The sequence below is a fragment of the Mannheimia granulomatis genome, assembly GCF_013377255.1.
Taxonomy (GTDB): Bacteria; Pseudomonadota; Gammaproteobacteria; order Enterobacterales; family Pasteurellaceae; genus Mannheimia; species Mannheimia granulomatis.
Genome location: NZ_CP016614.1, coordinates 1,078,575 through 1,101,710, shown reverse-complemented (window position 1 = coordinate 1,101,710; position 23,136 = coordinate 1,078,575). Strand labels below are relative to the sequence as shown.

Genomic DNA, 23,136 nt, shown 5'->3' with positions numbered 1-23,136 from the left:
CCGCTTGTAAGCTTAGCTTTTGGTTGCGGCTTTCATTGCTTTCACGAACTCGGCTAATTCGCTGACTAATTTCTGTTGGTCGCTCAAATTGCTTGCAATAATTTTCACAATTGCCGAACCGGAGATCGCACCATCCGCGCCAAGCGCAAGAGCTTCTCTAACCTGTTCAGGTTTAGCAATACCGAAGCCTTGTAAAATCGGGGCAGCTTTTGCGCCTTTCAAACTTTCGATTAAATTATCCAAATTGCCGGCATGAGCTTGATTTTCCGCACTGGTTACGCCTGCCCGAGAAACTAAATAAGTATAGCCTTCAGTCAGCTGTGCAATACGCTCAATGGTAAGATTATCCGCATTTGGTGGGCAAATAAATACAGGTTGAACACCATATTTCTTAGCAGTTGGCACAAATTCATCAGCAGCCAAAATAGGAAGATCCGCAATTAAAACCGCATCTACTCCTGTTTGTTGGCAACGTTGGAAAAACTTATCTGCGGTTGGCACAAAAATCAAGTTGGCACACAATAATAAGCCGATTGGAATCTCAGGGTATTTTGCCCGAATTTTGGCAATCATTTCAAAACAAGCATCCGTACTATAACCACCATCTAACGCACGTTTATTAGCGGCTTGAATAACCGGACCATCTAAAAGCGGATCGGAAAACGGAAAACCTAACTCTAAGGCATCAGCACCACTTTCAATCATTGTTTCAATAATTTCAAAACTGCGATTAAAATCCGGATCACATAGCGTAACAAACGGGACAAAAGCGCCTTCGTTTTTCGCTTTAAGCGAGGTAAATAACGTATCAAAGCGGCTCATTTTAGTGACCTCCATTTAAAATTTTATCCACCGTGAAAATATCTTTATCCCCACGCCCGGATAAATTTACCACCAGTAACTGCTCTTTTTCCGGATTTTGCTGAATTAATTTCAATGCATGCGCCAACGCGTGAGATGATTCAAGAGCAGGAATTATGCCCTCATTTTTCGCTAACGCTTGGAACGCATCTAAGGCTTCTTGGTCGGTAATCGAAACATATTCCGCTCGTCCAATCGCATTTAAATAAGCGTGTTGTGGACCAACTGATGGGAAATCTAAGCCCGCGGAAATAGAGTAAGACTCTTCAATTTGCCCGTCTTTATCTTGCATAATTGGCGATTTCATCCCGAAATAAATGCCTGTGGTACCGTGTTTTAATGGGGCTCCGTGTTCACCTGTTTCAATGCCTTTGCCTGCCGGCTCAACTCCGATTAATTTCACTGTGTTTTCTTCGATAAAATCAGCAAACATGCCAATCGCATTGGAACCACCTCCTACGGCGGCAATCACTGCATCCGGCAAGCGGTCTTCTTTTTCTAAAATTTGGCGTTTGGTTTCCTCACCAATCATTTTTTGGAATTCTCTGACCATAGTCGGGAAAGGGTGGGGGCCGGCAGCCGTACCAATCAGATAGTGGGTGGTTTCATAATTTGCCGCCCAATCACGCATTGCTTCACAACAAGCATCCTTAAGCGAGCATGAGCCTTTTTCTACCGGAATCACCTCAGCCCCCATCAAACGCATACGGAACACATTGGGTGATTGGCGTTCAACGTCTTTTGCCCCCATATAGACCACACAAGGCATACCGAGCATAGCACAGGCTAATGCAGTTGCCACACCATGCTGCCCCGCACCTGTTTCGGCGATAATACGGGTTTTACCCATCCGTTTAGCCAGCAGAATTTGTCCTAGCACTTGGTTAGTTTTATGGGCGCCACCGTGTAATAAATCTTCCCGTTTAAGGTAAAGTTTCGTTTTGGTCCCTTTGGTTAAATTACGACAAAGGGTTAATGCCGTTGGTCGCCCAGCATAATTTTTCAGTAAATCAGCAAATTCAGCTTGAAACTCAGTAGATTGCTGGGCTTCTACAAAAGCGTGTTCAAGCTGTTTTAAAACCGGTACTAGAATTTCCGGCACATACATGCCACCAAATTCACCGAAATAAGGATTAAGAAGTGTGTTTGACATAATTTTTCCTTTTATCATCTTCTTACTAAAGATTTCTTACGACATTTAATGCTGCGGAAGATTGTGCAACCGGCATCACTTCAATGCGGTTAATATTCACGTGTTCAGGTTGTTGGTTGAGCCATAGTACAATATTCGCCACATCTTCCGGGCGAACAAATTCTACATTTTCATACAATTTCGCTACTTTTTCAGCATCACCTTTAAAGCGAACATTTGAAAACTCGGTTCCGCCACACAAGCCCGGTTCGACATTTGACACACGAATTTTTGTGCCGGCTAAATCAGCACGTAAATTTAAACTAAATTGTTTTACAAAAGCTTTAGTTCCACCATACACATTTCCTCCCGGATAAGGATAAGTTCCGGCAATCGAACCAATATTAATAATATGTCCATTATTGCGTTCTACCATTTCAGGTAAAATAAGACGAGTCATCGTCACTACGCCTTTGATATTAGTATCAATCATTTGATACCAATCTTCCAAATTCACTTTATGAGCCGGTTCTAAACCTAAAGCCAGACCTGCATTATTTACTAATAAGTCAATCTGTTGCCAATCTTGAGGACGACTATTTAAAGCTTGCTCGGCTTCAATAGGATTTTGAATATCAAATGCAAGCGGTAAAAAATTATCACCAAATTGCAAATGCAATTCTTCCAATCGATCTTTACGTCTGCCCGTACCAATTACTTTATAACCGGACTCAATCAGCAATTTACAAATAGCCAAACCAAAACCGGCTGTTGCTCCTGTCACTAACGCTACTTTCATTTTTTTACCCTCAAAATACAAATGTACTATTAAAGTAGTACAAAAGTTCAATTTATGCAAGAAAAAATATTACTATTAGTATAAAAAGAAAAAAGCGTACCAAAAGGTACGCTAATACATAGGAGGATCTTATTTTAAGATTATATAACACAACATCAGATATCCATATCTTGATTTGTATTCTAACTAATAAATTTATTTAATACTGTGATACTCTTCACATTTTTTAAAAATTAACTACTTATTTTCTGCATTTTTTGTTCTAAATACCCAAATAAGTAGTGCCATTACCACAGCAGTTGCAAGAAAACCTAATAATGCGGAGTGAGTAAAGCCTACAACTAAATAGCCCACAATAGATGCTGCTGCAACTAACAGTGCATAAGGTAATTGAGAAACTACGTGATCCATGTGATTACATTGTGCGCCTGTAGACGATAAAATCGTGGTATCTGAAATTGGGGAGCAATGGTCACCACATACTGCTCCTGCCATTACTGCAGATAAGCATGGAATGATTAGTGCAGGGTCAGAGTGTACTGCCATTGCTGCGCCAATGGGTAACATAATCCCGAAGGTTCCCCAACTTGTTCCCGTTGAAAATGCCATTCCCGCTGCTAATGCGAATAAAATTACCGGTAAAAAACCTGCTGCGATATGCTCCCCTACTAAACCTGATAAATATTTACCGGTTTGCATATCACTTACCACACCATTGATTGTCCATGCAAAGAATAAAATAGTAATTGCACCGGACATCATTTTCACCCCTAAACCATAAGATCGGATGTAATTTTTAAAAGAAATATTACCGCTTGCAATGATACAAATAGTTGCCACAATTAAGCCGGCTAAACCACCTGCAACCAAAGAAATCCCCACCGTAGTATTTTCGAAAGCACCTAAAATCGAGAATGGCGTACCCGCTTCAGCTAATGCATCAGCACCGGTTTTAAACATCATTGAAACCGTTACTAAAATTAAAGCTAAAATTGGAAATACTAAATTACGCATACGACCTTTAACTTCAATATGTTCTTCCTCAACTTCGGCTAATTTTTCTGCTTGACGTTCGAAACGTGCCATAGAGCCAATATCAAATGAGAAGTAAGCGACAATAAAGACCATAATCATTGCAAAAATTGCATAGAAATTCATCGCACTCATTGTCATAAAGGCCCCCAATGGCGAGTAGCCTGTAATTGAATGTGTTGCCAATAAACCGGCAACTAAGGTAATAATGTAAGCTCCCCAGCTTGAAATCGGCATCAACACACACATTGGTGCGGCAGTTGAATCCAGAATATAAGCCAGCTTTGCACGTGAAACACGGAATTTATCTGTTACAGGACGAGCAATCGCGCCCACTGCAAGACTGTGGAAATAGTCATCAATAAAGGTAAAAAAAACTAAACCTGCTGCAACTAATTTAGCGCCACGTTTACTTTTAATTCTTTTCTGAGCCCAATTTGCGAATGCTTGGTTACTGCCTGAAATGCTTAATAACGAGGTTAAAATACCTAATAATACTAAGAATAAAATAATATTTACATTATTTGAATTTAACCCCTCTTCCGGTCCTTTATAAACCAAAGATACCACGCTGTTTTTAATATAAGTTAAAGCATCAAGAAAACTGCTGTTAGTGAGCATAAAGGCACCAAAAATAATCCCGATACTTAAAGAAATAATCACTTTACGGGTAAGAATTGCCAAAATCAATGCAATCAACGCCGGTAACACAGACCAAAGTGATGTAGAGTAATCAACTAGATTCATAAAACCTCTAAAATGACTTGTATAAAATAAGAATAATAGCCAAACAAGAGATCTACTGGGAATATTTATTACAAATAAATATATGAAGGAAGGTAAATATATAAAATTGAAACCCACCCTAACAGTAGCACTCCGTAGCATTTACTACGACAGTGTCGTTTCTTTCGACAACGACCCCAACCAGATAAGATGACGCTTAACTGATTTCGGCAAATTCACCTTTCCTTTCTCTTCATCGTTTTCCACTCAGAAAAAATACTTATTGAATTTGCACCTCTACAATTTGTAGGACGGCTAAAGATAGCATGAATAGCTTCAGATATAAAGTATCTATTTTTATTTATATTTATTTACCTAAAATATCTTTTAAGATATGATAAATAACCCAACAAGATGATCAAATCATTGTTAGGACATTATTGAATTAATTTAGGAGAATAAAAATGTCAGCGTTAAAAAGCCTTTTAAATATTCGCAGCTTACGTACATTAGCGAAAGAGTTAGATCTTGAGCAATTAAAATCTATTTCAGAAAAACTTAACGTTATTATTACAGAAAAAGAAGAAGAAATTAAACTTGAAGAATTAGAAAAAGCCAAACAACTAGAAAGCTTAAATAAATACAAAGAAATGTTGAAACAAGATGGGCTTTCTATTGATGAATTGGCTGCATTATTAGCTGATAAAGTAATTAAAAACCGTAAAGTTCGCAAAGCAGTTACGCCTCGTCCTGCAAAATATAAATTCACTGATGAAAATGGCAATGAAAAAACATGGACAGGTCAAGGTAGAACACCAAAAGCTCTTCAACAAGCTTTAGATAAAGGTAAAAAATTAGAGGATTTTGCAATTTAATTGCTTAATTCCGGCTTTATTTTAATAAGGGAGAACTCAAACAGAGTTCTCCTATTTTATAATAGGAATGATAAATGATCGAACACAAAATCTTATTAACTGAATGCCCTGATGATACAGGACTGGTCGCAAAAATTACTAATATTTGTTACAAACACCAATTAAATATTATTAAAAACTCTGAATTTGTCGACAACGAAACCAAACGTTTTTTTATGCGTACTGAATTGGAAGGGATTTTTAATGATAAAACTTTATTAGCCGATCTAGGCTTTACACTGCCTGAAGGTTCTATCTACAAATTATTACCGAAACAGAGAAAAAGAATTGTTATTTTAGTCACTAAAGAAGCCCACTGCTTAGGTGATTTATTAATGAAAAACTATTACGGTGGTTTAGATGTAGAAATTGCAGCTGTTATCGGTAACCATGATACATTAAGAGGATTAGTTGAGCGTTTTGACGTACCATTCCACTTAGTAAGCCATGAAAATTTAACTCGAGTTGAACACGATAAGTTGTTAGCAGAAAAGATTGACGAATATACGCCAGATTATATCGTCCTCGCTAAATATATGCGTGTACTCAACCCTGAATTTGTTGCACGCTACCCAAATCGGGTTGTGAATATCCACCACTCGTTCCTACCTGCGTTTATTGGGGCAAAACCTTACCAAAGAGCTTATGAACGTGGAGTAAAAATTATTGGCGCAACTGCCCATTTTGTAAATGACGAATTAGATGAAGGTCCAATCATTATGCAAAATGTGATTAATGTGGATCATACCTATACCGCAGAAGCTATGATGCGTGCAGGAAGAGATGTGGAAAAAACCGTCCTAAGTCAAGCATTGGAATTGGTCCTTTCAGACAAAGTATTTGTCTATAAAAATAAAACCATTATTCTCTAAAGCATATACAAACAGCCGGTTGATTATAGTCGGCTGTTTTGCTTGCTTATTTAGAGGGCAGATCTTCTAATGTTTCCGGAGCCATTCCTGTAAGTAAGCTCAACATCATCGCTGCTCTAGCTAATATTTCTCTAACTCTTACTTGATAGGCGCCCTCTGGATATTTTGCTGCATAACAAATAGCATCAATATTTCTAAATTTTGCAATTAACAATGCCCTTTCACAATGAAATTTTTGCGATACTATCGTAAATGGCGGCAATTTATATACCTCTTTAGCTCGAATGATTGAATCGAAGGTTCGATAACCTGCATAATCTTGTTTAATTTTTTGTGTTGCAATTCCCATTTTTAACAGATCAACGGTCATCGTTTTAGGCTCATTATAATAAGGTGTTTTGTTATCACCACTTAGCAACAATTTATCCACTTTTTCATCTTTAATTAATTCTGCCGCAGTATCTAAACGATATTTATAGTATTCATTAATAACATCTTTGGTATAAAACTTAGCCGTCCCCAGCACCACTGCATATTCCCTATGAGGGAGCAGTTCAATGTTTGTATAAACTTTATCTCTTACTATATAGCTAGTTAGGGCATCAATCACTAATAAAGCAAGAATTGCAAACAAATTCAATCCGACAATGATTTTAAACAGTTTAATCATCTGTTGCTTAATTCGCTGCCATAACGACAAAATAGCCATACTTTCTTTTTCTTGATTCAAATGGAATTCCCTGATCTATTTTTGCTTACCCGTTTAAAGACAAGCTAACTACTTCAATTGTTCAATAAATTTATTCTATTTCACTTCATTTGTTAAGAGTAAGGCATGATTTATTCCTCTAAACGTCAGTTTTTTAGCCGTTCAAAAATCTAGACGTTTAGACGTCTAAAATTTCTTGACAATTGAAATGAACACCGCTAATTTATGCTTTAACAGCACCAACATCATAATAACAAGCGGTCAAAAAACACTGTTTTTTTGGCAACGCAAAAATATCCCAAAGGGATCACAATAAAAAGACTATTCATACAAGGATTTTATGGCTCAGCATATTACGCTTTTTGAGGAAAAACCACTACAACTTGCACTAGGTGGCGAGCTTTCCCCTATTACTATTGCTTACCAAACCTATGGCACACTCAATATCGAAAAAAACAATGCTGTGCTAATTTGCCATGCTCTAACAGGCGATGCAGAGCCTTATTACGACTCCTCCACCGAAAAAGGTTGGTGGCAAGACTTTATCGGCAAAGGCTTAGCATTTGACACTGAAAAATACTTCTTTATTTGTAGTAATGTTCTTGGCGGATGCAAAGGCACAACCGGTCCTTCTTCCATTAACCCACAAACAGGCAAAGCCTATGGTAGCCAGTTCCCTACTATTACTGTACAAGATATTGTTAATGTACAAAAAGCCCTACTTGATTATCTTGAAATTCCCCAACTCCATGCAGTAGTAGGCGGATCTTTTGGCGGTATGCAAGCAACACAATGGGGAATTAGTTACCCGGAACATGTACATAATATAATCAACCTCTGCTCTTCGCTTACATTAAGCGCAGAAGCGATTGGCTTCAATCATGTTATGCGACAAGCGATTATTAATGATCCCCACTTTAACGGGGGCGATTATTATGATGGCATTGCCCCTGAAAATGGGCTAAAAATAGCCCGTATGCTCGGTATGCTAACCTACCGTACTGATATTCAATTAGCAAAAGCCTTTGGGCGTGAAACCAAACAAGCCGGGGCTATTTGGGGGGATTATTTCCAAGTGGAATCCTATCTAAGCTATCAAGGAACAAAATTCTTAAGTCGATTTGATGCAAATACCTATCTTCGATTATTAAGAGCATTAGATCTCTACACCCCTGCTCTCGGCTATGAAAGCGAAGAAATCGCCTTAAAACGTATTAAAGCCAACTACACCTTTATTACCGTAACCAGCGACCAGCTATTCAAGCAAGTTGATGTGTATAAAAGCAAACGAAAATTAGAACAGGCCGGCGTTAAATTAGCATTCCACGAATTCAATTCCGATTTTGGACATGACTCCTTTTTGGTCGATTACGATTTCTTCGAACCAATGATCAAACAAGGATTAGCAAAGTAAATTTGCAAAATTTTTGTGAAATTTGACCGCTTGTTGCTATTCTTTCTTTTTAAGAAAGAATCTTTTTATTTTATTGATCTTTTTATCACTAATTCTCCTATTTATACTACCTAAAAAAAACAAGACGGAGAAACTAAAATGAATAAATTACCTGCTCTTTTCGTTGGCCATGGTAACCCAATGAATGTGTTAGATGCTCAAAATACCTTTAACTTAGGTTTTAAACAAATTACGCAAACCTTTGAGAAACCAAAGGCCATTTTAATGATCTCAGCACATTGGTATAGCTCAAAACTGCAAATTACAAGCGGTCAAAATCCGGAATTAATTTACGATTTCCACGGATTCCCCGAAGAGCTAAGCCAAGTCTCCTATCCTGCGCCCGGTTCCCCTGAATTGGCTGAGCAAATCAAACAACTACTTTTACCGGAACAAGCCGAACTTAACCCAAGTCGCGGCTTCGACCATGGTATGTGGTCTGTACTAAAATACCTTTACCCAAACGCAGATATCCCAGTAGTGCAGTTGAGTATTCACCGCCATCAACCGGCGCAGTGGCATTTTGAATTAGCACAAAAACTCAAACCGCTAAGAGAGCAAGGCGTACTTATTATCGGCAGTGGGAATATTGTACATAATTTAAGAGCAATTAGCTGGCAACATATGGAACAACTTGGGGCGGGATATGATTGGGCATTCGAATTCCGCGAATATATCAACAAAGCGATTGCAGACGGCAATTATCAAGCCATTATTGAGAGTGAAAAATTTGGCAATGCCGCAGATTTATCGGTACCCACACCGGAACACTATTTACCGCTACTTTATATTGTGGCACAACGGGATAATGATGAAGCGATCACTTTCTTTAATGATGAAATCGTAGGAGGCTCTCTTAGCATGACTTCCATTAAAATCGGGTAACAAAAAAGCACACCGAAGTGTGCTTCTATTCAAATCATTATTTCTGACGCATTGCAGGGAATAAAATCACATCACGAATTGATGGTGCGTTAGCAAAAATCATCGCTAAGCGATCAATGCCTAAACCTTCACCGGCTGTCGGTGGTAAACCGTGTTCAAGGGCAACCACAAAGTCTTCGTCTTTAAACATCGCTTCATCATCGCCTGCATCTTTCGCTGCCACTTGAGCATCAAAACGTTCAGCCTGATCTTCTGCATCATTTAACTCAGAGAAACCGTTACCGATTTCACGCCCGCCAATAAATAATTCAAAACGATCGGTAACTTCCGGATTTTCATCATTACGGCGTGCAAGCGGTGAAATTTCCGCAGGATGTGCCATTAAGAAAGTCGGCTGAATAAGTTGATGTTCAGCCACCTCTTCAAAAATAGCATTGATGACCGAACCTAAGCCCCATGATTTTTGAATTTCAATGCCTAAACCTTTGGCAATTTCAACGGTTTTCTCAAAATTATCTAAATCTTCGCGTTTGATGCCATTGCCGTATTTTACAATCGCATCGTGCATAGTGATACGCTCAAACGGCTTGCCGAAATCAAACACATATTCGCCGTAAGGCACATCAGTTGTACCAAGAATATCTAACGCCAATTTACGCAACAACTCTTCGGTGTTGTCCATTAAATCATGGTAATCCGCGTAGGCTTGGTAGTACTCGATCATCGTGAATTCCGGATTATGGCGTACGGAAACCCCCTCGTTACGGAAGTTACGATTCAACTCGAACACACGCTCGAAACCGCCCACCACCAAGCGCTTAAGATAAAGTTCAGGTGCAATACGCAGGTACATGTCTACATCTAACGCATTGTGGTGAGTAATAAACGGTTTCGCTGCTGCACCACCCGGGATAATCTGCAACATCGGCGTTTCAACCTCGATAAAGTCTTTTTCCAAGAAGAATTGACGAATACCGGAAACTACTTTTGAGCGGATCATAAATGTACGGCGAGATTCTTCATTAGAAATCAAATCTAAATAACGTTGACGATAACGGGTTTCTAAGTCAGTTAAGCCGTGGTGTTTATCCGGTAACGGACGTAACGCTTTGGTTAATAACTGAACTTCGGAACAACGAACGGTTAACTCACCTGTTTTAGTTTTAAATAAAGTACCTTCAACGCCGATAATATCGCCTAAATCCCAAAGACTAACTTTTTCTTCATACACGCTTTCAGCCAAATTATCACGAGCAACATAAAGTTGAATAGCACCGCTTACATCTTGAATAGTAAAGAAAGAAGCCTTACCCATTACACGTTTTAGCATAATACGTCCAGCAACTTTAACTTGGATATTTTGTTCTTTTAATGCTTCACCCTCAACAGAATCGTACTGAGTATGAAGATCTTTTGCTAACGCATCACGACGGAAAGTATTAGGGAAAGCGTTACCCTGCTCACGAATTTTATTTAATTTTTCACGGCGCGCTAACATTTCGCCATTGAGATCTAATTCTTGATTTTCTACTTCAGACATTGAATTACCTTTGAATTTTTAAATTTGAATAAATAAAACTGGACGATTATACGTGATTTTAAGGAATTTGGATAGGAAACAAGCGGTAAGATTTTCTAAAAATTTTGCAAATGATAGTAAAAAATTGAGGCTAATCGAAATTAGCCTCAAATTCTATTTCAATGATTACATCACCACTACATCAAACTGATCTTGGTGATAATAAGGTTCTAATTTAATCTCAATTTTCTTACCGATAAATGCTTGAACCTCTGCCAATAATGCATGGCTTTCTTCATTAATTAAATATTCAGCCACATCTTTTGACGCATAAACGTGAATGTTCTCAGTTTTAAATAGATGATGAACACGCACAATTTCACGCATAATTTCATAGCAAACCGTCTCAACGCTTTTCACCGTACCACGACCTTGACAAGCAGGGCAATCACAGCAAAGAATGCGCTCTAAACTTTCCCGAGTCCGTTTACGGGTCATTTCAACCAAACCTAGTTGGGTAAAACCATTTACATTGGTTTTCACTCGATCACCTTTTAAGGCTTCTTGCAAGGATTGTAATACTCGCTCACGGTGTTCCTCTTCCTGCATATCAATAAAATCAATAATGATAATGCCACCTAAATTTCGCAATTGAAGTTGATGTGCAATGGCTTGTGTTGCCTCAATATTGGTATTAAAAATCGTATGAGCTAAATTACGATGTCCAACAAAAGCGCCTGTATTAATATCAATGGTTGTCATTGCTTCAGTTTGTTCAATAATCAGATAACCACCCGATTTTAAATTTACTCTTTTATTCAATGCTTTTTGGATAGACTCTTCCACCCCATAAGCATCAAATAATGTTTTAGCTCCAGTGTACAAGCTCACCGAGTTTGTCAGTTCAGGCATAAACTCAGTCAGAAATTCTTTAACTTGCTCGCAAGTTGTTTTTGAATCTACCCAAACCGCATTAATATGCGTACCGATAAAATCTCTCAACACACGTTGAGCTAATGCAAGTTCGCCATACAGCATCGATTTAGCAGGATATTTCGTCTTTCTTTCTAACACCTTCCGCCATAAGCGCTTTAAAAATTCGACATCTTGTTTTAGGCTATCTTCTGTTGCCTCTTCTGCAGCGGTACGAACAATAAATCCACCCAGTTCATCACAATAAGGCTCAACCAAGGCTTTTAAGCGCTCACGCTCAGCCTCACTTTCAATACGCTGAGAGACCCCCACATGGCTATTCTCAGGCATAAAGACTAAATAGCGGGAAGGTAAGGTAATATCTGTAGTCAAACGTGCACCTTTAGTCCCAATAGGGTCTTTTACCACTTGAACTACAATATCCTGCCCTTCACGTACCAGCTCGGAAATATCTTTCACCACAAACTGCTTCTTTTCATTTTCATCCACACATTCGGTGTGAGAAACAATATCCGATGCGTGCAAAAACGCGGCTTTTTCCAAACCGATATCCACAAAAGCAGACTGCATCCCCGGCAATACACGAGTCACTCGTCCTTTATAAATATTACCGACAATCCCACGTTTGGCTTCCCTTTCAATATGCAACTCTTTTAATAAACCGTTTTCAAGTAACGCCACTCGCGTTTCACTTGGTGTTACATTCACCAATAATTCAGTACTGCTCATTATATTTTCTCTAATAACAAAAACTATGCTGAAGTGTATCACTTAGCTTAACAATAAAGAACACAAAAATCACTGAAAACAAGGAGTGATTTTTCACTTTTCTAATAAAAAAGTCTCAGCTAACAGTCAAAAAATCAGTCTATTGCTTGTTTTTAAACCTAAAACTAAGAGCAGTGAGTTTTTTTTCAACACTTAGAAAACAAGTTCTCATTTTAGCATTGACATAAAACGATAAATCCGTAAAATGCCATCTCATTCCAGGACGCAATGTTATGGAATATTCAAATGCGGGAATAGCTCAGTTGGTAGAGCACGACCTTGCCAAGGTCGGGGTCGCGAGTTCGAGCCTCGTTTCCCGCTCCAAATTTTCAATTCATATGGCGTGTTAGCAAAGCGGTTATGCACTGGATTGCAAATCCATGTAGCTCGGTTCGACTCCGGGACACGCCTCCATTAATTCTAAGCACTCATTAAATTATAGAAAAAGTTTGAGACCTACAGTTATTTTATTACCCTGCCAATAAACTTTCTTATAACCCTTAAAACATTTAATCTAATTATAATTAATCCTTTTTATGAAAAATAAAACCCCTCACAAATTAAATATGAGGGGTTTAATCACATTCTATTGGCAAATTACCAATTTACGCGCATACCAACACCGATTGCTTTTTCTGTTGTTTTATCACCACGAATACCGTTTGCGTTGAATTCTTTTCCTTTCACGTATTTACCTTCAACATAAGCAACAACATGTTTGTGGAACTGGTAGTCAGCACCAGCTAAGAAACCGTGAGTTTTATCTTTGCTACCGTCTTCATTTTTGGTTTGGCCATATAGATAGTTACCATAGATTGAAGATTTATCCGTTACTTGGAATTTAGCCATTGGGCCAACATAGAATGATTTATCTTTGCTTGAACCGGTTTTCTCAACTTGGTAACCACCGTCAACACCAACAAGCAATGCATCTGTTACGTTATAACCAATCGCTGCATCAAACGCATCTGCACGATGTTTTTCTGAAGTATTTGCTTTGTAATTTGTACGACCATAAACCCCATGGAAAATCCAGTTGTTTGCTTCATAAATACCACCAAAAGCGAAGCCATTTTTGATTTGCTCACCTTTAGCTAAACTTAATGCTGTACCATCATTTTTGGTATTCTGCCCAAAGTTATAGTTTGCACTTAAAGTTAAACCTTCAATCGCAGTATAGTCGTAACGAATGCTATTTGTGCTTGAAGTTGGCACATAGTCTGCTAATAAACCATATTCATAGTCATTTGCAAGTCCTACATCATCAGCAATACTGAGTTGTTTACCAAAGGTCATTTGCCCGTAACCCGTCTTACCTAACCCCACAAATGCGTGATGAGCATATAAAGTACCAAAACCTGATGCTGAATCGTTTTTGAAGCGAGTTTGCAAACCACCCACTGCATAGTATCCATTATCATTTAATGCATGTGTGATATTTAAGCCAAAACGAGTATCGTTGTTACGCAAGTGAGAGTGCCCGTTGTCACCCTCTCTCACAGTCTTACCATTTTCTTTTTTAGTTTGATTATCCAAAATTACACGAATAGAACCTGAAAAATCAATTTTTGTACCTTCTTTATCGAAAATAGTTTCTGCTGATGCTGAAGTTGCAAATGCTGCAACTGCTAAAGCTAAAAGTGTTTTTTTCATTTGATTTTCCCTTATATAAAAAATAAATCATAAAGAATTTTTTGCTCAAAATGGAGCATTAATTCTCCAGAGCTATATTCCCTATTCTACATAGATTTGTCAAGGGTATTTTTACAAACTAACATGGAGACCTGCCCTATGATTGATAAAAAAACCCTAACAATTTTCATTGTTAGGGGTTAATTTTATAATCTAGCGACTAAGGATTACCAGAATACGATTAAACCTGCTGCAATACCTTTGTCAGTTTGTTTAGATTTATCATCAAAACGTGCTTTCGCTAATTTACCTTCTACGAACACTTTAGCATGTTTGTGGAAGCTGTAGTCAGCACCTAATAAGAATTGGTGTGCTTTATCTTTTTCTTGACCGCTCTTAACTACTAGGTAAGAGTAGTTACCATAAACACCAGTTTTAGTATCTTGGATATCATAGCGTAAACCAGTACGTACATAATTTAATTTGTCTTTAGCATCGCCTGACTTACGTACACTATAACCACCGTCAACACCTAATTTAACACCATTGACTACATAGTTAAAGCCACCAAATACGCCATCTTGGTCTTTCTTAACTTTGCTACCAGATTCAATATCTTTATGCGCATAACCTAAAGATACGCTTGCTGTACCTTCACCTGCTGCAAATTCATAAATTGCACCTGCACCATAACCTGCTTTATCTGAACCTACTGTGTCATGTTTGTTAGCAAAACTATAGTCAGCGCTTAATGTTAAGCCTTGTACACCTTTGTAGTCATAACGTACCGCTGAGTCAGAAGATTCATTTAAGATTGTCCAACCACCTACAGGAGCATATGCTGAACCTACATTGTAGTAGTTATCTAATCCGATACGACCAATATCATCACCTACTAATAATTGCTTACCGAAGGTTGCTTGACCATATTGTTTGTGACCTAAACCCACAAATGCACGTTTAGCATAGGCATTACCCCAGTTATCGCTACCTTTTTTATCACCACCATCGAAGCGAATCTCTAAACGACCTAATGCATAGAAATCTTCTGTGATGTTATGATTTACTGTTAAACCTAAACGAGTACCATCATTTGATAATGCTGAGTGACCATAGTTAGTTTTGTCACGGTTTACTTTTGTTGTTTCTTTATGAGCAACTACTTTTACACGACCATCAGTAGAAACTGTTGTACCGTCTTGACTGTAAAGATCGATTTTTGCAGTTGCTGACGCTGCGAATGCTGTTACTGCTAATGCAACTAATGTTTTTTTCATAATTTTCACCTTAGATTTTTATATGTTGTATAATAAGTAATTACTCTCGTTAAGGTGTAAGAGTAACTCTCCAAGCTACAATGTATCAGCAAATGCTTCACACTGTGTTCGCAAGCATAATTGCAAAAAGAAAACTTAATGTCAATACTTCCAGCCACAAGCGAAAACCATAAAAAAATCATTTAAAATCAATTGGTTATGAAATCATTTATTCATTTGGAGGATTTTTGCACAATTTTTAAAGTTTAACTTCATTTCATAACTCATTGAAATATAATGAATTTATAAACGCATTTTGATCTATTACAACTTTCCGAAAAAGTTCATTTATTTTGTGACATAGTTCACATTTTTAGAATTTTGTTCGTTATGCCAGCATTTTTAGGCGTTTTATTTGCAAAAAATTAGTAAAAAACAACCGCTTGTAGCAATACATTTCACATTTCCAAAAGACTTGTATAAAATGTAGAGCCAATAAAATCCGATAGCAATATAGAACCAGCTATGCAAAAACATCATTTTATTACTCAAATCCAACAGAATTTAGCTGTATTTTCGCCTTTTTTAGAACAGAATATTGTACTTAACTCGACCTATTTTTCCCGAAAATCCGGACCGGTCAATTTTTTTACTACAGAAATAGAAAAAACAGCTGAAATTCTACTCTCTCAGCACGATACTTTATATGTTGAATACTATTCCGATAAGTTAATAAAACAATTTGATGCCTTAAATAAAGCAGTTGAAAATATTCAAAAAGAGAAAAAAAGGCTTCAATTTCATTCTTCATTTCAATTCCCTATGAATATTCATCGCTTATCACCCAATAAGCGTTTGCAAGAATATCGTAAGGCACTACGAGCTTTAAATGAAAAAATCAGCTGGTTAATGGAGCAGAATTATAATGAAGAAGATGAAGTGTTAAGCCAAGCATTAAAAAATCAAATAACCGAGACGGAATACCGTAAAATGAAGTGTTTAAAAGCTATTGAGGATTTAGAACAAGAATTACAGTTTAGATGAAGTTAACACCATACAATGTATGGTGTTAATGTTTAAGAGAATTATAACGATTTCGCTAGTTCTTTAATGAAAACCTTAAATTCTTTGCCGCATTTATCGTGATTTAGGCTGTACTCTACGAAAGCTTTCATATAGCCAACTTTATCACCACAGTCAAATGAACGACCTGTCATATTAAAGGCTTCAACTGTTTCTTGGTGAATCAACATATCAATTGCATCAGTTAATTGAATTTCATCACCTACACCAACCGGCGTTCTTTCTAGTAGCTCCCAAATATTTGCAGAGAATACATAACGGCCAACTACCGCTAAGTTAGACGGTGCATCTTCTACACTTGGCTTTTCAACCATTCGACAGATTTTAGCTGAGCCACCTAACGGAATATCAACACCATCACAATCTGCAACACCATAGCTGCTAACATTTTCCATCGGTACCGGTGCAACCATAATTTGGCTGTTTCCGGTTTCTTTGAAACGTTTTACCATTGCAGCAAGGTTTTCCGTTTTAGGATTTGCGGTGAAATCACCCAGTAGTACATCCGGTAGCACCACCGCAAAAGGTTCATTCCCAACCACTGCACGTCCACATAATACCGCATGACCTAAGCCTTTTGCTTGTCCTTGACGAACATGAATTAAAGTAACGTCTTTTGGTACAATCGAGCGCACATCATCTAAAAGTTGACGTTTAACTCGTTTTTCAAGCATTGTTTCAAGCTCAAAAGAAGTATCAAAATGGTTTTCGATGGCATTTTTGGAAGAGTGTGTGACTAACACAATTTCTTTAAAGCCCGCGGCAACACATTCATTTACAATATATTGAATTAGCGGCTTATCTGCAAGTGTAAGCATTTCTTTTGGAATCGCTTTAGTTGCAGGTAGCATACGAGTACCAAGGCCGGCAACAGGGATAATAACTTTCATTTGAAATCCTTAATCATATTTGAGTTTGCTAAAAATTCTCCGAAATAAACCGCTTGCATAAATATAAGCGGTCATATTTCATGAAAATTTTACAAAACGCTTGTGTCTTGTGTAAATATCAGCATTACTCATTACCTAATAAGTAAAAACTTAACTCTATACCTCATTGACAAAGAATATCAAAACTTTGAAGCACATTAGTCTTTCCATCATGTTTTCCCTTAAGGTAATGAGTGCATCTATTTTTCCTCTTCCAAGGCTTTGATTCTGTCATAAATCTCTTGTCGGTGTACCGAGATTTCTTTGGGTGCATTCACACCTAATTTTACTTGGTTTCCTCGAATGTTAAGCACCGTAATCTCAACATCGTCTCCTACGAGTAAAACCTCCCCAATCTTACGAGTTAGAATAAGCATAATTGTCTCCTAATGGGTTTAAAACTCTATGATAATTATAGAGCAAAGTTTTTAAGACGAGTTCATCCTCGCCTATTATTATTTTAAAGTTTTGTGCTGATCCACTCTGTAGCAAGGGCTAAAGCAGATGGAAGATTTTGTGGTTCCGAACCACCGGCCATCGCCATATCCGGACGACCACCTCCTTTTCCACCTACTTTTTGTGCCATTGCTCCTACAAGTTCACCTGCATTCACTTTATGGGTTAAGTCTTTTGTAACACCAACAATTAAGTTTACTTTGTCTTCTGCATTTGAGCCAAAGACAATCACAGCTGTGCCTAATTGATTTTTAAGGTCATCTACCATGGTGCGTAATGCTTTTGGCTCCACATTTTCTAATTGTTGGATAACCACATTCACACCATTGACTTGGGTAGCTTGTTTAGCTAAATCTGCTCCTGCTTGCGCGGCAAATTTACTTTGTAATTGTTGAAGTTCTTTTTCTGTGCGTTTCGCCTTTTCTTGTAACTGAATAATTTTTTCAGCTAATGAATTACTATCTGCTTTGAGCAATTCTGCGCTTTGTTGCACAGCCTGTTGAAGGTTATGTAACCAGACAATCGCATTTTCGCCTGTTACAGCTTCAATACGGCGAATTCCTGCTGCTACGGCACCTTCTGAGGTAATTTTGAATAAGCCGATATCACCGGTTTGTCTAATGTGTGTACCACCGCAAAGCTCAATGGAGAATTCAGGAATATCAACAACGCGAACAACATCGCCATATTTTTCACCGAATAAGGCCATAGCACCTTTTGCTTTAGCCGATTCAATGTCCATTTCTTCGATAACCACTTGAATATTTTCACGCACTTTGGCATTCACAATACGCTCAACTTCTTCTAATTGTGCTTTTGTAATGGCTTCAGGCTGTGAAATATCAAAACGTAAAATCTGCTCTGACACTAAAGAGCCTTTTTGTGCGACATGATCACCTAATACTTGACGTAGTGCCGCATGCAATAAGTGAGTTGCACTATGGTTTAAAGTAATAGCATTGCGACGTTCAACATTCACTAGGGCAGAAACAACATCACCAACAGCTAAAACACCACCATTAAGTTGTCCGATATGCCCCCAAACTTGACCGTATTTCTGTGTATCATTCACTTGGAATAAACCCAGTGGTGAGCTAATCTCACCTGCGTCACCTATTTGACCGCCAGATTCTGCATAAAATGGTGTTTGGTCTAAAATCACAACGGCATTATCGCCCGATTCAATTTTTTCAACTGCAACACCATTACAGAATAAACTGAGTACTTTTGCGTTATATGCAGTTTGTTCATAACCTAAAAATTTGGTTTGACCTTCTACGTTAATAACGTTGTTGTAATCCACACCAAAGTTACTGCTTGCCTTCGCACGCTCACGCTGTGCCGTCATTTCTGCTTCGAAACCAGCTTCATCAATAGTAATTTCGCGTTCACGGCAAACATCTGCAGTCAAATCAAGTGGAAAGCCGTAAGTGTCATATAGTTTGAATGCTACACTACCTGAAAGTGTTTTATTTTCCACTTTCGTTAAAGCATCTTCTAACAACGCTAAACCACGCTCAAGCGTGCGAGCAAATTGTTCTTCTTCTGCTTTTAAGGTTTTTTGAATCTGAGCCTGTTTTTCAGTTAATACCTCTCCTGCTTGTCCCATAACTTTTGCTAGGGTTGGAACAAGTTTGTAGAAGAAGGCTTCTTTTGCACCTAAGATATTTCCGTGACGAACTGCACGACGAATAATACGGCGCAATACATAACCACGCCCTTCATTTGACGGCGTAACACCGTCTGCAACTAAATAAGAACATGCGCGGATGTGGTCTGCTACAACCCGTAAGGATTTGTTGTCTAAATCTGTTACATTAAGAAGAGATGCGACTTCTTTAATTAAAGTTTGGAAAATATCAATCTCGTAATTAGAGTTAACATGTTGCATCACTGCAGTCATACGCTCTAATCCCATACCAGTATCGACAGAAGGTTTTGGCAATTGTTCCATTGTACCGTCTGCTAAACGATTAAATTGCATAAATACAATGTTCCATACTTCAATATAGCGGTCACCATCTTCTTCTGGTGTACCCGGTAACCCACCCCAATGCTCAGGACCATGATCGTAGAAGATCTCAGTACAAGGACCACAAGGACCGGTATCCCCCATTGCCCAGAAGTTATCCGAAGCATAAGGTGCGCCTTTGTTATCACCAATACGAATAATATGTTCTGCCGGCACGCCCACTTCTTTATTCCAAATCTCATAGGCTTCATCATCGGTTTCATATACAGTAACGTAAAGTTTTTCTTTCGGTAAGCCTAACCATTGTGGAGAAGTTAAATATTCCCAGCCAAATTTAATCGCATCTTGTTTGAAATAATCACCGAAGCTGAAATTTCCCATCATTTCAAAAAAAGTATGGTGGCGAGCTGTATAACCTACATTTTCTAAATCGTTATGTTTTCCCCCTGCACGTACACAACGTTGTGCTGTGGTAGCTCGGGTATAAGGACGTTTTTCTAAGCCTAAAAACACGTCTTTAAATTGGTTCATACCTGCATTAGTAAATAATAATGTCGGATCATTTTCCGGAACTAACGAGCTGCTTGGAACAATGGTATGCCCTTTGGTTTCGAAGAACTTAAGAAAAGATTGTCTGATATCTGAGGTTGTCTTCATGTAAAATACTCTTTAAAAAATGGAAATTAAATAGTTAAGTTATCTTGCTATTTTACACAGTTTTTGCTGAATTTTGTTAGTTATGTTTAGCTTATTTCAATAATTTCTCTTCTTTAATTGTAAATTTTCTTGAAAAAAGAACCGCTTGAATAAGAAAATTCTACTTCAAGCGGTCAATTTTACTTAAAGATTTACGTATTATTCATCAGCTAATGGGACAACAAGCATATCTACACTGATATTGTTCATTACTTGGCGGGTTGATGACATGAATTTACTCCAGAAATCTTGATGATGTCCGGTAACCAATAGATCTACATCGTGTTTTTCAACTGCCTCTTGCAATACTTGGCTAAAATCTCCCGTGCCGTTTAAACAATCAGACACCGGATAATTGACCTTAGCAGCCAACTCAGCTAATGCTGTATTAGTTTCTTCAACAACACCGTCTTGCACTGAAGACATATTAATATCAATTAATCCTGTATATAAATCAGAGAAGTTCACATCAACATGAATAAGCGACAATTTTGCACCACATTTAGCAGCTAAGCTTGCCCCTTTACGTGCTAAAACAAGACTCTCTTCCGAAAGATCGACTGCGACTAAAATATGTTTATACATAATAAGCTCCTTGTTTTTAGAGTTTCTGGGTTTATATAGACATACTAGCACAGTCCGTTTAATAAAAACTTGAAGTAGATCGCAAAATCGAAAATTTGTAAAAATTTTATGATGTCTTATCTCTCTTTTAATTTTTTCTACCCCACTTTGCTTAATTTCACTTTAATGGTAAACTTTGTTCTAAATCAAAAATTGCCAAAATCAAGGTTAAATGGATGAAAATTGTATCTGAATTAAAACCCAATGGACGCACATCCTGCACAATTCATTGCCAAAACTGCAGTATCAGCCAGCTATGTTTACCATTTACGCTTAATGAAACTGAGCTAACTCAATTAGATAATATTATTGAGCGTAAAAAACCGGTTCAAAAATCTCAAGTGATTTTTAAGTCTGGGGATGAACTAAAATCGCTTTACGCTATTCGTTCCGGCACCTTAAAGGCTTATACCTTAAGCGAAAGCGGTGAGGAACAAATTACAGGTTTCCATTTACCGGGTGATTTAATCGGCTTTGATGCTATTACTAATATGCAGCATGAGGGATATGCTCAAGCATTGGAAACCTCAATGATCTGTGAAATTCCTTTTGATATTTTAGATGACCTTGCCGGCAAAATGCCTAAAATCCGCCATCAAATTATGCGTTTAATGAGCAATGAAATCAAAAGTGATCAAGAGATGATTTTACTCCTTTCAAAAATGAATGCCGAAGAAAAACTGGCCGCATTTTTATATAACCTTTCTCAACGCTATTCTGCTCGAGGCTTTTCTGCAAAGGAGTTTCGGTTAACTATGACAAGAGGTGATATTGGTAACTATCTTGGTTTAACTATTGAAACTATCAGCCGCTTATTAGGCAGATTCCAAAAAAGCGGTATGATTACGGTACAAGGTAAATATATTATTATCAACCGTATGGAAGAACTTGCTGAAATGGCAGGTGCAATTAAACCACAGCAACCTGTTATTGCGCAAACAACAGCTTAGCTTAATATATACAAACCCTCTTAATAAACAAATTAAGAGGGTTTCTCATCCGATCAGCTCTTAACATCATTTGCCCCTTCCCAGTATATCCGCTATAATCGAAATAATTTTTGCCCCAATGAATATAATATAGAGGAATTTTTATGGGTATCTTAACTGGTAAACGTATTTTAGTGACAGGCTTAGCAAGCAACCGTTCAATCGCATACGGTATTGCAAATGCGATGAAACAACAAGGTGCAGAATTAGCTTTCACTTACTTAAATGATAAATTAAAACCACGTGTAGAAGAATTTGCTAAAGAATTTGGTTCAGATATCGTGCTTCCATTAGATGTTGCAACCGATGAAAGCATTACAGAATGCTTTACTGAATTAAGCAAACATTGGGAAAAATTTGACGGTTTTGTTCATGCTATAGCCTTCGCTCCCGGCGACCAATTAGATGGCGATTATGTAAATGCAGCAACCCGTGAAGGTTATCGCATTGCACACGATATTAGCGCATACAGCTTCGTCGCAATGGCTCAAGCCGCTCGTCCTTTCTTAAATGAAAATGCTTCATTATTAACATTAAGTTACTTAGGTGCAGAGCGTGCAATCCCTAACTATAACGTTATGTGTTTAGCCAAAGCATCATTAGAAGCTGCAACACGCGTAATGGCAGCAGACTTAGGTAAAGAAGGCATTCGTGTCAATGCAATTTCTGCCGGTCCAATCCGTACCTTAGCCGCTTCAGGTATTAAAAACTTCAAAAAAATGCTTTCTGCATTTGAAAAAACCGCTGCATTACGCCGCACAGTGACTATTGATGATGTTGGTAACTCAGCAGCATTCTTATGCTCTGACTTAGCCTCTGGAGTAACGGGCGAAGTATTACACGTAGATGCCGGTTTTAGCGTAATGGCAATGGGCGAATTAGGCGACGAAGAATAA

20 protein-coding genes, 2 tRNA genes and 1 riboswitch are annotated in these 23,136 nt (G+C 37.9%); of the genes, 9 read left to right on the top strand and 13 right to left on the bottom strand.

Features of this window, described 5'->3' with window-relative positions; all coding sequences use genetic code 11:
- Positions 1-12 precede the first annotated feature (12 nt).
- From trpA to A6B41_RS05180, 4 genes are all read right to left on the bottom strand, one after another.
- The gene (trpA, locus tag A6B41_RS05195; protein ID WP_027074688.1) at positions 13-822 is read right to left on the bottom strand and encodes a tryptophan synthase subunit alpha; all 810 of its coding nucleotides are present in this window, start codon (positions 820-822) and stop codon (positions 13-15) included.
- 1 nt (position 823) lies between these two features.
- On the bottom strand, positions 824-2,014 hold the full coding sequence (gene trpB, locus A6B41_RS05190; protein WP_027074689.1) for a tryptophan synthase subunit beta: 1,191 nt from the start codon (positions 2,012-2,014) through the stop codon (positions 824-826).
- Between the two features lie 25 nt (positions 2,015-2,039).
- The gene (locus A6B41_RS05185; RefSeq protein WP_027074690.1) at positions 2,040-2,792 is read right to left on the bottom strand and encodes an SDR family oxidoreductase; all 753 of its coding nucleotides are present in this window, start codon (positions 2,790-2,792) and stop codon (positions 2,040-2,042) included.
- A 237-nt stretch (positions 2,793-3,029) separates the two neighbouring features.
- Positions 3,030-4,571 (bottom strand): Na+/H+ antiporter NhaC family protein, encoded by a 1,542-nt coding sequence (locus A6B41_RS05180; RefSeq protein ID WP_027074691.1) that lies wholly within the window; start codon positions 4,569-4,571, stop codon positions 3,030-3,032.
- Positions 4,572-4,688: 117 nt separating this feature from the next.
- Positions 4,689-4,858: riboswitch (Lysine riboswitch) on the bottom strand.
- Between the two features lie 156 nt (positions 4,859-5,014).
- Between A6B41_RS05180 and A6B41_RS05175 the strand changes: the two genes are divergently transcribed.
- Positions 5,015-5,425, top strand: a complete 411-nt coding sequence (locus tag A6B41_RS05175) for an H-NS family histone-like protein (RefSeq protein WP_027074692.1) — start codon at positions 5,015-5,017, stop codon at positions 5,423-5,425.
- 74 nt (positions 5,426-5,499) lie between these two features.
- Positions 5,500-6,336 (top strand): formyltetrahydrofolate deformylase, encoded by an 837-nt coding sequence (purU, locus tag A6B41_RS05170; protein ID WP_027074693.1) that lies wholly within the window; start codon positions 5,500-5,502, stop codon positions 6,334-6,336.
- 46 nt (positions 6,337-6,382) lie between these two features.
- On the opposite strand, the gene A6B41_RS05165 is transcribed toward purU, so the two are convergent.
- Positions 6,383-7,045: a SanA/YdcF family protein gene (locus A6B41_RS05165; RefSeq protein WP_032847567.1), complete on the bottom strand. Its 663-nt coding sequence runs from the start codon at positions 7,043-7,045 to the stop codon at positions 6,383-6,385.
- Between the two features lie 340 nt (positions 7,046-7,385).
- On the opposite strand from A6B41_RS05165, the gene metX reads away from it, so the two are divergent.
- On the top strand, positions 7,386-8,459 hold the full coding sequence (gene metX, locus A6B41_RS05160; RefSeq protein WP_027074695.1) for a homoserine O-acetyltransferase MetX: 1,074 nt from the start codon (positions 7,386-7,388) through the stop codon (positions 8,457-8,459).
- 138 nt (positions 8,460-8,597) lie between these two features.
- The gene (gene ygiD / locus A6B41_RS05155; protein ID WP_027074696.1) at positions 8,598-9,383 is read left to right on the top strand and encodes a 4,5-DOPA-extradiol-dioxygenase; all 786 of its coding nucleotides are present in this window, start codon (positions 8,598-8,600) and stop codon (positions 9,381-9,383) included.
- A gap of 37 nt (positions 9,384-9,420) precedes the next feature.
- Here ygiD and lysS read toward each other — a convergent pair whose 3' ends face one another.
- Entirely contained in the window at positions 9,421-10,923 is a 1,503-nt protein-coding gene (gene lysS, locus A6B41_RS05150) for a lysine--tRNA ligase (RefSeq protein WP_027074697.1), read from the bottom strand.
- A 165-nt stretch (positions 10,924-11,088) separates the two neighbouring features.
- Positions 11,089-12,564, bottom strand: a complete 1,476-nt coding sequence (gene rng / locus A6B41_RS05145) for a ribonuclease G (protein ID WP_027074698.1) — start codon at positions 12,562-12,564, stop codon at positions 11,089-11,091.
- A 287-nt stretch (positions 12,565-12,851) separates the two neighbouring features.
- Here rng and A6B41_RS05140 point away from each other — a divergent pair.
- Together A6B41_RS05140 and A6B41_RS05135 are read left to right on the top strand one after the other, a co-directional pair.
- A tRNA-Gly gene (locus A6B41_RS05140) sits at positions 12,852-12,927 on the top strand.
- A gap of 16 nt (positions 12,928-12,943) precedes the next feature.
- Positions 12,944-13,017, top strand: a tRNA-Cys gene (locus A6B41_RS05135).
- Positions 13,018-13,200: 183 nt separating this feature from the next.
- Here A6B41_RS05135 and A6B41_RS05130 read toward each other — a convergent pair.
- Both A6B41_RS05130 and A6B41_RS05125 read right to left on the bottom strand, forming a co-directional pair.
- On the bottom strand, positions 13,201-14,256 hold the full coding sequence (locus A6B41_RS05130; RefSeq protein ID WP_027074699.1) for a porin: 1,056 nt from the start codon (positions 14,254-14,256) through the stop codon (positions 13,201-13,203).
- A gap of 206 nt (positions 14,257-14,462) precedes the next feature.
- On the bottom strand, positions 14,463-15,512 hold the full coding sequence (locus tag A6B41_RS05125; RefSeq protein WP_027074700.1) for a porin: 1,050 nt from the start codon (positions 15,510-15,512) through the stop codon (positions 14,463-14,465).
- Between the two features lie 504 nt (positions 15,513-16,016).
- On the opposite strand from A6B41_RS05125, the gene priC reads away from it, so the two are divergent.
- Positions 16,017-16,535 (top strand): primosomal replication protein PriC, encoded by a 519-nt coding sequence (priC, locus tag A6B41_RS05120; protein WP_027074701.1) that lies wholly within the window; start codon positions 16,017-16,019, stop codon positions 16,533-16,535.
- A gap of 41 nt (positions 16,536-16,576) precedes the next feature.
- Here the strand turns inward: priC and galU are convergent, their stop codons facing one another.
- The 4 genes from galU to A6B41_RS05100 all read right to left on the bottom strand — a co-directional run bounded on the left by galU (position 16,577) and on the right by A6B41_RS05100 (position 21,212).
- Positions 16,577-17,464 carry a UTP--glucose-1-phosphate uridylyltransferase GalU gene (gene galU / locus A6B41_RS05115; RefSeq protein WP_027074702.1) on the bottom strand — a complete coding sequence of 296 codons (888 nt, stop codon included), beginning with the start codon at positions 17,462-17,464 and terminating at the stop codon, positions 16,577-16,579.
- Positions 17,465-17,703: 239 nt separating this feature from the next.
- On the bottom strand, positions 17,704-17,880 hold the full coding sequence (csrA, locus tag A6B41_RS05110; protein ID WP_027074703.1) for a carbon storage regulator CsrA: 177 nt from the start codon (positions 17,878-17,880) through the stop codon (positions 17,704-17,706).
- A gap of 83 nt (positions 17,881-17,963) precedes the next feature.
- The gene (alaS, locus tag A6B41_RS05105) at positions 17,964-20,588 is read right to left on the bottom strand and encodes an alanine--tRNA ligase (protein ID WP_027074704.1); all 2,625 of its coding nucleotides are present in this window, start codon (positions 20,586-20,588) and stop codon (positions 17,964-17,966) included.
- Between the two features lie 198 nt (positions 20,589-20,786).
- Positions 20,787-21,212 (bottom strand): universal stress protein, encoded by a 426-nt coding sequence (locus A6B41_RS05100; protein ID WP_032847484.1) that lies wholly within the window; start codon positions 21,210-21,212, stop codon positions 20,787-20,789.
- A 215-nt stretch (positions 21,213-21,427) separates the two neighbouring features.
- Here A6B41_RS05100 and A6B41_RS05095 point away from each other — a divergent pair, with 215 nt between their 5' ends.
- The gene (locus A6B41_RS05095; protein ID WP_027074706.1) at positions 21,428-22,201 is read left to right on the top strand and encodes an FNR family transcription factor; all 774 of its coding nucleotides are present in this window, start codon (positions 21,428-21,430) and stop codon (positions 22,199-22,201) included.
- 143 nt (positions 22,202-22,344) lie between these two features.
- Positions 22,345-23,136 (top strand): enoyl-ACP reductase FabI, encoded by a 792-nt coding sequence (locus A6B41_RS05090; protein WP_027074707.1) that lies wholly within the window; start codon positions 22,345-22,347, stop codon positions 23,134-23,136.